Source organism: Blastomonas fulva (genome assembly GCF_003431825.1).
Lineage (GTDB): Bacteria > Pseudomonadota > Alphaproteobacteria > Sphingomonadales > Sphingomonadaceae > Blastomonas > Blastomonas fulva.
This window is the reverse complement of the sequence record NZ_CP020083.1, coordinates 1,361,391-1,373,676: the sequence shown is the minus strand read 5'-3', so window position 1 is coordinate 1,373,676 and position 12,286 is coordinate 1,361,391. Positions and strand designations below refer to the sequence as shown.

Annotated in this window: 10 protein-coding genes and 1 tRNA gene; 4 read left to right on the top strand and 7 right to left on the bottom strand. The window is 66.6% G+C overall.

Annotated features, from left to right (window positions below):
- Positions 1-45: 45 nt before the first annotated feature.
- Positions 46-1,143 carry a DUF3089 domain-containing protein gene (locus B5J99_RS06440; RefSeq protein WP_117351927.1) on the top strand — a complete coding sequence of 366 codons (1,098 nt, stop codon included), beginning with the start codon at positions 46-48 and terminating at the stop codon, positions 1,141-1,143.
- Here B5J99_RS06440 and B5J99_RS06435 read toward each other — a convergent pair.
- The 3 genes from B5J99_RS06435 to B5J99_RS06425 form a co-directional block, all read right to left on the bottom strand.
- Entirely contained in the window at positions 1,124-2,365 is a 1,242-nt protein-coding gene (locus B5J99_RS06435; protein ID WP_162892484.1) for an alpha/beta fold hydrolase, read from the bottom strand. The genes B5J99_RS06440 and B5J99_RS06435 overlap by 20 nt on opposite strands.
- Before the next feature lie 112 nt (positions 2,366-2,477).
- The gene (locus B5J99_RS06430; RefSeq protein ID WP_162892483.1) at positions 2,478-3,338 is read right to left on the bottom strand and encodes a DUF1838 family protein; all 861 of its coding nucleotides are present in this window, start codon (positions 3,336-3,338) and stop codon (positions 2,478-2,480) included.
- 95 nt (positions 3,339-3,433) lie between these two features.
- The gene (locus tag B5J99_RS06425; RefSeq protein ID WP_162892482.1) at positions 3,434-6,031 is read right to left on the bottom strand and encodes a TonB-dependent receptor; all 2,598 of its coding nucleotides are present in this window, start codon (positions 6,029-6,031) and stop codon (positions 3,434-3,436) included.
- 318 nt (positions 6,032-6,349) lie between these two features.
- Between B5J99_RS06425 and B5J99_RS06420 the strand changes: the two genes are divergently transcribed.
- The gene (locus tag B5J99_RS06420) at positions 6,350-7,216 is read left to right on the top strand and encodes an isocitrate lyase/PEP mutase family protein (RefSeq protein WP_117351923.1); all 867 of its coding nucleotides are present in this window, start codon (positions 6,350-6,352) and stop codon (positions 7,214-7,216) included.
- A 68-nt stretch (positions 7,217-7,284) separates the two neighbouring features.
- Here B5J99_RS06420 and B5J99_RS06415 read toward each other — a convergent pair whose 3' ends face one another.
- The 4 genes from B5J99_RS06415 to B5J99_RS06400 all read right to left on the bottom strand — a co-directional run bounded on the left by B5J99_RS06415 (position 7,285) and on the right by B5J99_RS06400 (position 9,998).
- Positions 7,285-7,794 carry a 3-isopropylmalate dehydratase small subunit gene (locus B5J99_RS06415; protein ID WP_245991769.1) on the bottom strand — a complete coding sequence of 170 codons (510 nt, stop codon included), beginning with the start codon at positions 7,792-7,794 and terminating at the stop codon, positions 7,285-7,287.
- Between the two features lie 4 nt (positions 7,795-7,798).
- Complete coding sequence (gene leuC / locus B5J99_RS06410; RefSeq protein ID WP_117351922.1) at positions 7,799-9,217, bottom strand: 3-isopropylmalate dehydratase large subunit; 1,419 nt, start codon at positions 9,215-9,217, stop codon at positions 7,799-7,801.
- A 21-nt stretch (positions 9,218-9,238) separates the two neighbouring features.
- Positions 9,239-9,640 carry a c-type cytochrome gene (locus B5J99_RS06405; protein ID WP_117351921.1) on the bottom strand — a complete coding sequence of 134 codons (402 nt, stop codon included), beginning with the start codon at positions 9,638-9,640 and terminating at the stop codon, positions 9,239-9,241.
- A gap of 284 nt (positions 9,641-9,924) precedes the next feature.
- Positions 9,925-9,998: transfer RNA gene (locus B5J99_RS06400), tRNA-Gln, on the bottom strand.
- Positions 9,999-10,175: 177 nt separating this feature from the next.
- On the opposite strand from B5J99_RS06400, the gene B5J99_RS06395 reads away from it, so the two are divergent.
- Positions 10,176-11,378 carry a Ppx/GppA phosphatase family protein gene (locus tag B5J99_RS06395; protein WP_117351920.1) on the top strand — a complete coding sequence of 401 codons (1,203 nt, stop codon included), beginning with the start codon at positions 10,176-10,178 and terminating at the stop codon, positions 11,376-11,378.
- Complete coding sequence (locus B5J99_RS06390; RefSeq protein WP_117351919.1) at positions 11,375-12,187, top strand: RlmE family RNA methyltransferase; 813 nt, start codon at positions 11,375-11,377, stop codon at positions 12,185-12,187. Before B5J99_RS06395 ends, B5J99_RS06390 begins: the two co-directional genes overlap by 4 nt.
- Positions 12,188-12,286 lie beyond the last annotated feature (99 nt).

The following is a 12,286-nucleotide window of genomic DNA, read 5'->3' as shown; positions in this document are numbered from 1 at the left end:
ATATTGGGCAAGCATGCGGTGACGGGATCGACGAGGGATGCAGCGATGAACAGGACTTTGACCGCAATCGGCGCCCTGGCGGCCCTCGCCAGCAGCATGGCCGGAGCGCAGGCGCCGCAGGCCGCGCCCCCGCCGCCGCCCTTCGACAGCCAGCCGCAACCCACGCCTCCGGATTATGCGACGGACAGCGCCTGGGCGGCGCTTCCTGGCGTGCCCGGACCTGCCGATACGGTGCCGCAGGGGCGCAAGCCGGCCACCGGCAAGCTGCGCGGCGTCGACGTGTTCTACGTCCACCCGACGACCTTTCGCACCCCCGACCGCTGGAACGCCGACCTTGCCGATGCAAAGGTCAACGCCTGGACCGATGCCAGCGTGATCGCGCGCCAGGCGGCGGTGTTCAACGCCTGCTGCAACGTCTTTGCCCCGCGCTATCGCCAGGCCTCGTTCCTCGCCACGCGCGACCGGTTCATGGAAGGCGATGGCGGCAAGGCCTATGCGCTGGCCTATTCCGATGTGCTCGCCGCCTTCGACCAGTGGCAGGCCAGCCGCAACCAAGGCCGTCCGTTCATCCTGGCAGGCCACAGCCAGGGCGGCGAGATGCTGATGCGGCTGCTCGCCGACCGGATCGACGGCACGCCGCTGCAAAAGCGGATGGTCGCCGCCTATGCGATCGGCATCGATTTTTCGGTCGGCTATTTCGGCACGCGCTATCGCACGCTCAAGCCCTGCGACACTCCGGTGCGCACCGGCTGCGTGCTTGCCTGGAACGCGGTGTCGCCGCAAGCGGACCTCAAGATGCTGGGCGGCTTTGCCGGATCACGGTTCGCGCACATCCATGGCCGAGAGGAGGGCAAGACACCCTTGTGCATCAACCCGCTGACCTTCGACATGGCGAAACCCGCCGCCAGCCGCGCAGCGTCCAAAGGTGCCATTCCCGGCGAACCCGGCGAGGGGCAGATGCGCGCAGCGGTCAGGAGCAAGGTCGCCGCGCGATGCGACAGCGGCTTTCTGGTGGTCGATGCAGACCCTGCGCTCGATCTGCAGCCGCTTGCGGGCGGCAGCCTGCACTATCACGAATACGGCCTGTTCTTTGCCGACATCCAGGCGAACGTCGCGCAGCGGATCAAGGCGTTGCGGCGCTAGGGAAAACAGCCTCGTCGCAGTTACCCTTCGGCACGCGGCCCTCGAAGACATGGTGCACCCAGGATAGCGAATCCTCCTGCGATTTAGCCACCGTCGCGCCATGGCCCTGCCCAGGATACAAATGGATCGCAACGTTGGAACCCATCGCACAGGCCTTTCTGGCAGCATCGAAGGCCTGTCGCGGAGCGGTCTGCTCGTCGCTGAGGCCGATCCCGACGAAGACCGGCACGCTGAACCTGAGTGGTGGGTATGCGCGGTAAGGCTGGGCGTTTGCCTCGAGCGGGCTAGGGTCCTTGCTGAACAACGTGCCTGCGACGGGCCGGTCGACCATGAACTGGCGCATCGCGTCTGATCCGCATGTCGACCGAAACCGCTCATACAGGGCCTGACCTGCAGGCGTCAGCATGGCCTGCGGGCGAACGGCTGCATCCAGAAAGGCGTAGGTCGGCAAAAATCGCATGTACAGCGCAGCCCAGCCGTCGAACTTCTGCATGTCGAGCGCCGACATTTCCATGGAGCCGGGCCAGCCGGTCAGGACGACACCCCGCAACCTGAGCGTACGGGCAACGCCGGACTGCATCAGGGCGGCATTCGTGGCGGCATGGGCGCCCTGCGATTGTCCGACGAGGACGACGTTGCGCGAAAGCGGATAGCGCTTGCGCGCCGCCAGCACAGCATCCAGCACGCCCTGTCCTTCCGACCGGCTCATCATGTAGGGGTGGGCACCATTGGTTCCCAGACCCTCATAATCGGAGGCGACGACAGCGTAACCCTGTTGCAGCCAGGTGTTGAGATATGCTGTGTCCCGCGCGGACCAACCGTTGAAGCTGGGCGCACAGATGTCGGGGAATCCGACCGTGCCGTGCGCCCAGGCGATCACCGGCCACCCACCGCGCGGGGGCAGACCCCGGGGCAGGTAGACACCGCCGGACACGACGATCGACCGTGTGCCGTCCGGCCCGCCGCGGCTGGTGTACAGAACCCTTTCACTCGATCCCGCTTGCGCCAGCGCCTTATCGGGCGCCATGGCCTCTCGCCGGACAATCCGGGGGGCTCCCGTCGGAACATCCCCGTCCCACTGGTAGAACGCTCCCGTGCCCCCGTCGCCGAGTTGCGGGTCGGCCGGCGGCATCCGGCTCTGGGCAGCCAAGGGGTTTGCCAGGCCCAGGCAGGCTCCGGCAAACAGGAGATTGCGGATCCATCTTGGTCGGGTTCTGGACAAACGGCATCTCCTTAAGCCGGACGCTGCCGGCACGTCACGTCTGGCATTTCGCAGGCTGGACACCGTGCCAGACCTCGCCATCGCCCGGCGGATCAGGGCGCTGCGGCGCTGATCAGGCTTTCGCGTCCCACAACGGCGCGAGCAGCGCGGCCGGGTCCTTGAACACATCCGGCCGCCGCGCTTCGGTCGCTTCCAGCCAGGCCGGCGGCATCGAATCGCGGGTGGCGTTCTGGCGGCCAACGCCGCTGGCGGTCAGATGGCCGGGATGGTCGCCCATCTCCAGCCAGGGCCTCCACGATACGACATTGGTGTAGCTGACGTTCGAGGTCACGCGGGTGGCACCCGGCCATTGCAAGTCGCTGGCCTGAGCGTGCATCACCGTGCTGTCCGAATAGCGGAACGGCCTGGCGGCGCCGGGAAAGCTCGCCGCGGAACGGATGCGCTCGGTCACCCAGACATCGTTGCCGCGGGTCACGATCGGGAGCACCTCGTGCTCGAGCTGCAGCCCCGGCATCTCCTTGGGCAGATGGAACGACAGGTCCTTGTCGAACCGCGTCGAAGACGGCGCGAAGCCGCCGCTCGGGATCGTGCAATCCTTGTTGGTATAGGGGTTGCGGAAGGTATCCAGCGCCTTGCCGGTTGCGATGTCGGTGAACCAGGCCAGCTCGAAGGTCACCTGCTGGTACGCGCCATCGGCCAGCGCGCGGGTGCGCGAGAACACTGCTGAAACCACGTTGAACAGCGGCTCCATCCGGTCCTCGACCACGCCGTAATAATTCGCCTGCACCCAGTTTGTGACGAGATCCTCGTCGAGCGCGCCGCGCATCATCAGGAAGGTGCGCTGGCGTCCCGCCATGCTGGTGACATCGAGCGACGACGGCGCAGCAGCCGACGCCGCACGCAGCGGACCCGGCACCGCGAGCGCTGCGCCGGTGGCCATCATTCCGGCAAGGGCTTCACGGCGACGGATCATGGCTTGGGTCCTTGTGGGTGCTGCGCCGCGGCTTGGCGATGGCGTTGGCGATACGGCGGGGCGTGCTCCGCTACGGACCACGCCCCGCATTGCTATCAGAACTTCATGCCCGCGGTGATACCGATCCTGCGGCCCTCGCCCAGATAGATTTCCGGGATCGAGAAGGCGGCGGGGAAACCGGCGCGGGGCTGGTTGATCGAGTTCTGGACATAGGCCTTGTCGAACAGGTTGTTGCCCCACAGCGCAATGCTGAACCGGTCGCTTTCGACCGCCAGCCGCGCATTGACCAGCGTGCGCTCGCCAAAGCCGATCGTGTTGATCAGGTTGTTGAAGGCCGGGCCGGTGTGGTTGACATCGACGCGGCCGCGCAGTGCCCAGTCGTCCGACAGCGGAATGTCGGCGGTGGCGTGCACATTCCACTGCACCTTCACCGACCGCGTCGGGCGCAGTCCCTCGAGCGTGGGCACGAACTGCGTACCGCCATTGGCGGTGGGCACCGCGATGATCGGCGGGCAGCCATTGGCGTTGCCGAAGGTCGCAGGCGTGGTGCCCGTGCGGCACTGCGGGATCTGCGAGCCGTCATAGGCGCCGGGGCGGAACTTGGGATCCGAATAGATGAAGCTGCCGCCGATCGCGAACATGTCGGTGACGTCGAACTCGGCGAGCATTTCGAAACCCTTGGCGCGCAGCGCGCCGGCATTCTGGACGATGCGCACCGGGTTCACCGCGGTCGGGTTCTGGGTGAACGCCGAGATCTGGGCGTCCTTCCAGTCGACATAGAAGAACGCGCCGTTGAGCGTCAGCCGCCGCTCGAACAGCTGGCTCTTGAAGCCTGCTTCATAGGTCCAGTTGGTTTCTTCCTCATAGGGCACTTCGCTCGCCAGAATGCCGGTCGCGCTGACCGGGTTGGCGGTGTTGAAGCCGCCCGAGCGCACGCCCTTGGCGGCAGAGGCATAGAGCAGGATGTCCTCGGCCGGGCGATAGTCCAGCGTGAAGCGCGGGGTGAAGCTGTTGAAGGTGCGCTTGAACCGGGGACCGGCGGCAGGGAATGTCCCAGCGGCCGGAATGGTGGTCCCGTTGATCGGCTGGTTCACCCGCGGCGCGGAGGTGGGGTTCAGGATCGAGAAGACCTGCGCCTCCTTCACGTCCGAATTGTAGCGGCCTTCGGCGTTGAAGCGCAAATCGCCGAACTCGTAGCCGAGCGCGCCGAAGATCGAGAAGGTCTTGGTGCTCGCGGACGAATAGTTGCCGAACACCTGGCCGGAATTGCTGTCGGGGACGAGGAACAGGTTGCCGGTGAAGTCATAGGGGCCCACGCCGGTCGCTGCGGGCGTGGTGAGCTGCGACACCTGGATCAGCCGCTCGTTCGCCGCCAGCCCCGCTCCGTCCGCGCCCAGGCCGCCAGCGGCAAGCGGGATGCGCGAGTTGAAGTAATAGCCGCCGACAATCCACTGAAAGGGCGATTCATTGTCCGACTGGATGCGGATTTCCTGGCTGAAGGTGCGCACCCGCTCGACCGTTCCGATCGAGAAGTTGACGCGGGTCAGACGCGAATAAGGCGCAGCGAGGAAATTGGTGCCGCAGCTGGCGTTGGTGGCGTTGCCCAGCGTGCAGACGCCGAACTGCGTCCCGCCCGAAGTCAGGTCGTAATCGCTGGTGCCGCGGTTGTCGGCCCAGGTCAGGCCGGTGATGCTGGTCGCCTTGACGCCGGCGATGCGGCCTTCAAGCGTCAGCGAGACCTGCGTGTTCTTGGCGACCGTGTCCTTGAGGCGCGGCGAGACATCGCTGACCCTCTGCGGCGCGAGCTCGCCGCAGAACAGCAAAGGCAGACCGGTCGCGGCGTTGACGTTGCCGCAGTTGAGGTTGCGGATCGGCAGGCCATAGACCGGCGACACTTCCGCTTCGGAATGGGTGTAGAAACCCGACAGCAGCGCGCGGAAATTCTCGCTCGGCTTGAACTCGAGTGCGCCGGTGACGGCATATTTCTCGAACCCGCCCAGATTGTCGCCGCGCGCGGCCGCGTTGGTGCCAAAGCCGTCATAGGTGACGTATCCGCCCGCGATGCGGGCCTTGAGCGTGTCCGAGATCGGCAGCGAGATCGCCCCGCGGATGCGGTAATCCTCGTCGATGCCCGCGGTCACCTGCAGGCTGCCCGAAAGGTCATCGGTCGGCTTGCCGGTGCTGATCGCCATCGCGCCGGCAAAGGTCGAGCGGCCGAACAGCGCGCTCTGTGGGCCCTTGGCGATTTCGATCTGGCCGACATCGAGCACCGAGATCATGTCGATGGTGTTGCGGCTGGTCTGGTAGATGCCGTCGATGAACACGCCGACATTGGCCTCGACATTGAGGTCGTTGGCGGTGTTGCCCGGCGCCAGGCCGCGGATGTAGATCGTCTGGGTGTTGCCGCCCGCGATGCTGTTCATCACGATGCCCGGCGTCGAATTGCCCAGGTCCGCCAGCGTCTGAATGTTGCGTTCTGCCAGATCCTCGGCCGAATAGGCGTTGATCGAGATCGGAACCGACTGGATGTCCTCGTCGCGCCTGCGCGCGGTGACGACGATCTCGGAGCGGTCGCCATCGTCCTCTGCCACGGTCTCTTGCGCGGCGAGCGGTGCAGCGGCGGTGATGCTGCCCAGGGCAACGCCAGTGAACAGAACCGAACGGGCAAAGCCCGAAGCACGCAAAGCCTTCATGATTTCATATCCCCCAAATGTGACACCTGGCCGGGTGACTTTCCCTTTTTTCCGTCTTGCGCCGCGCCATGGCGCCCGGATCGAATATCGCTGCCCGTCTCGTTGCGAGGACTGGCTTGCTCCTGACAGGGCAATGAGCGCATGAACCCCTCCATTCATGCAAATCCACCTCGGCCAACTATCCGCCTGTCGGTCATTAGCCGCCGCCTTCTGCGCGGGTAAGACCGCATGGCGGATATTCGCGCACGCCGCGAGGGGTGGCATCGCATCTCCGATGTATCGCGCAGGCACAGCTGATCCCAGGAAAGGACCACCTTGATGGCCAACCCCGTTTTGCGCACCAAGCTCGATTCCGGCACCTTTTTCGTCGTGCCGGGTATCCAGGACATGATCGCCGCCGTGGTGGCCAACAAGGTCGGGTTCGATCTGGTTTATGGCACCGGATACTGGCTCACCGCCTCCGCCCACGGGCTGCCCGATGCGGGGATCGTCACCTATACCGAGATGCGCGAACGCATGGCGACGCTGGTGCGCACCAGCAACGCTGCGGTGATCGCCGATGGCGACACCGGCTATGGCGGGCTGCTCAACGTCCACCACACCGTGCGTGGCTATGAGGCCGCGGGTGTCACCGCGATCCAGATCGAGGATCAGGAATTTCCCAAGAAATGCGGCCACACCCCCTTTCGCCGGGTGATCCCGGTCGAGGAGATGGTCGAGAAGATCAAGGTTGCCTGCGCCGCGCGCGAGGACAAGCGCAACTTCCTGGTCATCGCGCGTACCGACGCGCGGCAGAGCGAGGGGTTTGACGGCGCGATGCGGCGGATCGAGGCCTATGCCAGGGCCGGCGCGGACGTGCTGTTCCCCGAGGCACTGGAGAGCGAGGAGGAGATGGCGCGCGCCTGCGCCGCGTTCGATCTGCCGATGATGGCGAACATGTCGAACGGCGGATCGAGCCCGGTGCCGGTGGCCGATGTGCTGGCGCAGATCGGCTATGCCTTTGCGATCTATCCCTCGCTGACCTCGCTCGCGGCGGCCGCCGCGATGGAAAAGGCACTGGTCGACTTGAAGACGAAAGGGATCGGCCAGCCCGAAGGCCTGTTCAGCTTCAGCGAATTCTGCTCGCTGATCGGGTTCGAGGATGTGTGGGCGTTCGAACGCCAATGGGGCAAGCGCGCGGACTGAGCCCGGTCAGCCTGCCGGCGGGTAAAGCCAGGGCTGTTCGCCGCGCTGGCGCTGCTCGAACGCATCGATCAGCGCACCATCGCGCGCCAGGATAGCGGATGTCTCGTCCCAGCCGTTGAGCAGCGCCTGGCGCTGGGGTTCGGGGATGGCAAAGCCGATGACCGGCGTATCGCCCGCCTGCAGCGGCAGGCGTGCAGATCGATCGTGAAGGTCGCGCCCGCGTCCGCCGCACGGTGCAGCACCGCGACTTGGGCCGCATCCAGCGTCACCGGCAGCACCCCGTTGCGGATGCAGTTGCCCGCGAAGATCTCGCCGAAGCTCGCCGCGATGATGCAGCGCACGCCGCAGCCCAGAAGCGCCCAGACCGCCTGCTCGCGGCTCGACCCGCAGCCGAAATTCGCGCCCGCGACCAGCACCGGCGCTCCGCCGGGCCTGAACGCGCGATCGGCAAAGGCATAGTCGCCCAGCCCCTCGCGCGCGGTGATCGTCAGGAACCGGGCAGGATAGATGACGTCGGTATCGACATTGTCCTCGGCCAGGCTCGCGGCCAATCCGGTCAGGCGGGTGAAGGGGTGCATCGCCTCAGTCTGCCCCGGCCATCAGCACGCGGACATCGGCGATCCGCCCGGTGACGGCTGCGGCAACCGCGCTCGCCGGACTCATCAGATGGGTGCGCCCGCCCTGCCCCTGGCGCCCCTCGAAATTGCGGTTGCTGGTCGAGGCGCAGCGCTCGCCGGGGGCGAGACGGTCGTCGTTCATCGCCACGCACATCGAGCACCCCGCATCACGCCATTCGAACCCGGCGGCGCGGAAGATATCGGCCAGCCCCTCGGCTTCGGCATGGCGCCGGGTCGCTGCCGACCCCGGCACCACCATCGCGCGCACGCCGCTTGCGACCCTTCGCCCCGATGCGACCCGCGCGGCCATGCGCAGGTCCTCGATCCGCGCGTTGGTGCACGATCCGATGAACACGCGGTCGATGGCAATGTCGGTCAGCGCCATGCCCGGCGTCAGATCCATATAGCCAAGCGCGCGGCGGATCTGCGCCTGCAGCTGCGGCTCGGCGTCGTCAGGATCGGGGACATGGCCGGCCACCGACGCACCCTGATCGGGACTAGTGCCCCAGGTAACCTGCGGCGCCAGCGCCGAGACATCCATCGTCACCACCCGGTCATACGCCGCATCGCGATCGCTCGACAGCGTCCGCCAGAAGGCGACCGCGCGGTCCCAGTCGGCGCCCTGCGGCGCTCCGGCGCGGCCCTTGAGATAGGCAAAGGTCGTGGCATCGGGCGCGATCAGCCCGATCCGGCTCCCCGCCTCGATCGTCATGTTGCACAACGTCATCCGCCCCGCCATGTCGAGCGCGTCGATGGTGGGGCCTGCATATTCCACCGCAAAGCCCCGCGCACCCTGCGCGCCGATCTGCGCGATCAGCGCGAGCGCGATATCCTTGGCCGAGGTCCAGGCGGGCAGCGTGCCCTGCAGTTCCACCCGCATCGTCGCCGCGCGCTTCTGCACCAGGCATTGCGTGGCCATCACCGTGCCGCATTCGCTCGCGCCGATCCCGAAGGCGAGCGCGCCGAACGCGCCATGCGTGGTGGTGTGGCTGTCACCGCAGACCAGAGTGATTCCGGGCAGGGTAAAGCCCTGTTCAGGCCCGATCACGTGTACGATTCCGTGCCCCGCACCGTCCAGCGGATGATAGCGCACGCCAAAGTCGGACGCGTTGGTTTCCAGCTCGGCGATCTGCGCCGCGGCCACCGGATCTGCGCCCGAATGCCCACTGATGCTGCGGGCCCGGGTCGGTACCGCATGGTCTGCGACCGCGAGATGCGTTTCGGGTCGCCTGAGCCGCCGTCCGGCGTCGGCCAGCGCGCGAAACGCCTGCGGGCTGCTGACCTCGTGCACCAGCTGCCGGTCGATGTAGATGAGGTCTTCGCCGCCTTCCTCTGCGCGCACGAGATGGCTGTCCCAGAGCTTGGCGTAAAGCGTGCGGCCCATCGGATCAGGCCGGAAGGGCGATCAAGGAACCGGCTTTTTGAGATAGGCGATCAACGCCTTGCGGTCCGCGGGCTTGGACAGGCCGGCAAAGGCCATCGAGGTGCCGGGCACCACCGCCTGCGGCCGCTGCAGCCAGGCATCGAGCGTGGCCTCGTTCCACACCGCCGCGGACGACCGCATCGCGGGCGAATAGCCAAAGCCCTTCACGGCGCCCGCCTTGCGCCCGACGATGCCCTGCAGATGCGGACCGACCTTGACCGGCGCGGATGCGGTCACGGCATGACAGGCCGAACAACGCAGAAACAGACGCTTGCCCTGCGCCGCCTCGCTTGCCGCCGGCGCGGCGACCGCCACAGGCGCTTGGGTCAGCGGCACCAATGCTGCAAGCGCAACGGCGAAAAGAGCGGGGACGGCAGCTTTCATGAACACCTCGGCTTGACGGATCGGGTCATTGAATGCTGCCTTGCTCGCAGCACCCGGGCAAGAGGGCACCCGTGCCGACCCGGATGACCGATAGTCGGATATGGCCCGGGCCGCGAATCGCGCGTCCGCCGAATGTCAGGCTGCACTTTGGCTGCGCGGTTCTGTCGGTATCCAGATGTTGCGCCGCGAATGCCGCGTGAAATGCGTGGCAATCCGCCGGTGGCGCAAGCCTCGCCGCAGAGACGGGGATTTGCCCGTGATATCTCGAGATAGACAGAGAGTTTTGGATGCCCCCCAAGGATTCGAACCTTGATTAACGGAGTCAGAGTCCGTGGTCTTACCATTAGACGAAGGGGCAATGGAGCGCCCGCCATTAAGCGTCTCGGCAAAGAGGGTCAAGACCCAAAAAGGGGCAGCATGGGCGCCGTGCTTGCGCTGAAGCGCCATATTGGCTAGCCTTGGCCCCAAGTACCGGCGATGCGCGGGCATATTGGCCGCGCGGGCAGGACCGGATGAGAAAAAAGAGCAACTTGGCATGGTGGAGCGATCGACACCGTTGCCGCAGGCTGAACCGTCGGCACCGCACTCTGACGATCCAGGGGCAGCCTCGGGCGAACTGGCGAAACCCGCCATCGGTGGCCGGAATGCGGCAAGACAGCGCAGCACGAAACAGGCCGGTCATGGCCCGGGCAACGCCACGCACGGCCGCATGGCGGACCGCAGCAACTGGAACGCGCGCCGCGCCTATGCGGCGATCGACCTTGGCACCAACAATTGCAGACTGCTGATCGCCAAGCCGGCGGCCGACGGTTTTGTCGTCGTTGATGCGTTCTCGCGAGTCGTGCGGCTGGGCGAAGGCCTTGGCCAGACCGGACGGCTGAGCGATGCGGCGATGGACCGTGCGGTCGCAGCTTTGTCGATCTGCGCCGACAAATTGCGCCGCCGCCATGTTGCGCTGGCGCGCTCTGTCGCGACCGAAGCCTGTCGTAAGGCGAGCAACGGCCCCGATTTCATCGAACGCGTGCGCCGCGAAACCGGCATCGTGCTCGACATCATCACCGCCGAGGAAGAGGCACGGCTGGCGGTACTGGGCTGCCACATCCTGCTCGAGCCCGGCGACGGCCCCGCGCTGATCTTCGACATCGGCGGCGGATCGACCGAACTGGTGCTGGTCGACAGCTCGGGCCCGGTGCCCGACATCCTCGACTGGATGAGCGTGCCCTGGGGCGTGGTGACGCTGACCGAGAGCGAATCGTTCGACCCCGATGACGCACAGGCGCGTGATGCGGCGTATCGCCGGATGCGCGCGCGCGTGGTGGAAAGCTTTGCCCCCTTTGCCCGGCGCCTGCCGCAGCTGGCGGACGACGACCGGCGGCTGCTGGGCACCAGCGGCACGGTGACGACGCTCGCCAGCCTGCATCTCGACCTGCCCTGCTACAACCGCGATGCAATCGATGGCCTGATCGTGCCGTCCGAATCGATGCGCGCGATCAGCACACGGCTCGCGGGGCTGAGCCTGCAGCAGCGCCGCGAACTGCCGTGCATCGGCAAGGAGCGCGCCGATCTGGTGGTGGCGGGCTGCGCGATCCTCGAATCGATTCTCGACATCTGGCCTGCGGTACGGCTGGGCGTGGCCGACCGCGGCATCCGCGAGGGCATATTGCGCGCGCTGATGGGCCGCGATGCGCCGCTGCCATCCTCCTCGACCGCGCAGGCCCAACACGGAAGCAGGACATGAGCGGTAGCGACGGCAAGGATGGCGGCGGCAAGGACGGCGGAAGCAGGGGCGGCGGAAGCAAGGACGGCAGCGGTACCGGCGGCAGCAAGAAGGTGCCCGGCTCAAGCGCGCGCAAGCCCACCGGACGCTATGGCGATGCACTGCACCAGCGGGTGAAGACCGCCAAGGGCCGCACCGCCTCGTCCAACCGCTGGCTCTCGCGCCAGCTCAACGACCCCTATGTGCGCAAGGCCAAGGCTGACGGCTATCGCAGCCGCGCAGCCTACAAGCTGGTCGAGTTGGACGAAAAGTTCTCGCTGGTGCGCAAGGCGCGGCACATCATCGATCTGGGGATTGCGCCGGGCGGCTGGGCGCAGCTGATCCGGCGGATCAACCCCAAGGCCGCCGTGGTGGGGATCGATCTGCTGCCGGTCGACCCGATCGAGGGCGTCACCATCTTCGAGATGGATTTCATGGCGGACCATGCGCCCGACACCCTCATCGAGGCGCTGGGCGCGCAGCCCGACCTTGTCCTGTCCGACATGGCCGCCAACACCGTGGGCCACAAGCAGACCGACCATCTGCGCACCATGGGCCTGGTGGAAGCTGCGGCGCATTTTGCGGTCGATAACCTCGCAGAAGGCGGCGCGTTCGTTGCCAAGGTGCTGGCGGGCGGCACCGACAACGAGCTGCTCGCCTTGCTCAAGCAGCACTTCAAGTCGGTCAAGCATGCCAAGCCGCCTGCCAGCCGCAAGGCCAGCAGCGAATGGTACGTCATCGCGCAGGGCCGCAAGCCACGCGCGGTGCAGGCGGCTGCCGACGACGAATAGCGCCCGGGGACCGGCGCAAAACGCGCTGGACCGCACACATGCGATGTGGTTGATCGAGCCGCTCTCGTTTCCAGACTCGGCCGCGGTCCACAGGCCGAG

Excerpts from the sequence above, each read along its gene's own strand:
- B5J99_RS06440 (WP_117351927.1), top strand. The coding sequence starts at position 46 with ATGAACAGGACTTTGACCGCAATCGGCGCCCTGGCGGCCCTCGCCAGC.
- B5J99_RS06430 (WP_162892483.1), bottom strand. The coding sequence starts at position 3,338 with ATGATCCGTCGCCGTGAAGCCCTTGCCGGAATGATGGCCACCGGCGCA.
- B5J99_RS06425 (WP_162892482.1), bottom strand. The coding sequence starts at position 6,031 with ATGAAGGCTTTGCGTGCTTCGGGCTTTGCCCGTTCGGTTCTGTTCACT.
- B5J99_RS06420 (WP_117351923.1), top strand. The coding sequence starts at position 6,350 with ATGGCCAACCCCGTTTTGCGCACCAAGCTCGATTCCGGCACCTTTTTC.
- B5J99_RS06415 (WP_245991769.1), bottom strand. The coding sequence starts at position 7,794 with ATGCACCCCTTCACCCGCCTGACCGGATTGGCCGCGAGCCTGGCCGAG.
- leuC (WP_117351922.1), bottom strand. The coding sequence starts at position 9,217 with ATGGGCCGCACGCTTTACGCCAAGCTCTGGGACAGCCATCTCGTGCGC.
- B5J99_RS06405 (WP_117351921.1), bottom strand. The coding sequence starts at position 9,640 with ATGAAAGCTGCCGTCCCCGCTCTTTTCGCCGTTGCGCTTGCAGCATTG.
- B5J99_RS06395 (WP_117351920.1), top strand. The coding sequence starts at position 10,176 with ATGGTGGAGCGATCGACACCGTTGCCGCAGGCTGAACCGTCGGCACCG.
- B5J99_RS06390 (WP_117351919.1), top strand. The coding sequence starts at position 11,375 with ATGAGCGGTAGCGACGGCAAGGATGGCGGCGGCAAGGACGGCGGAAGC.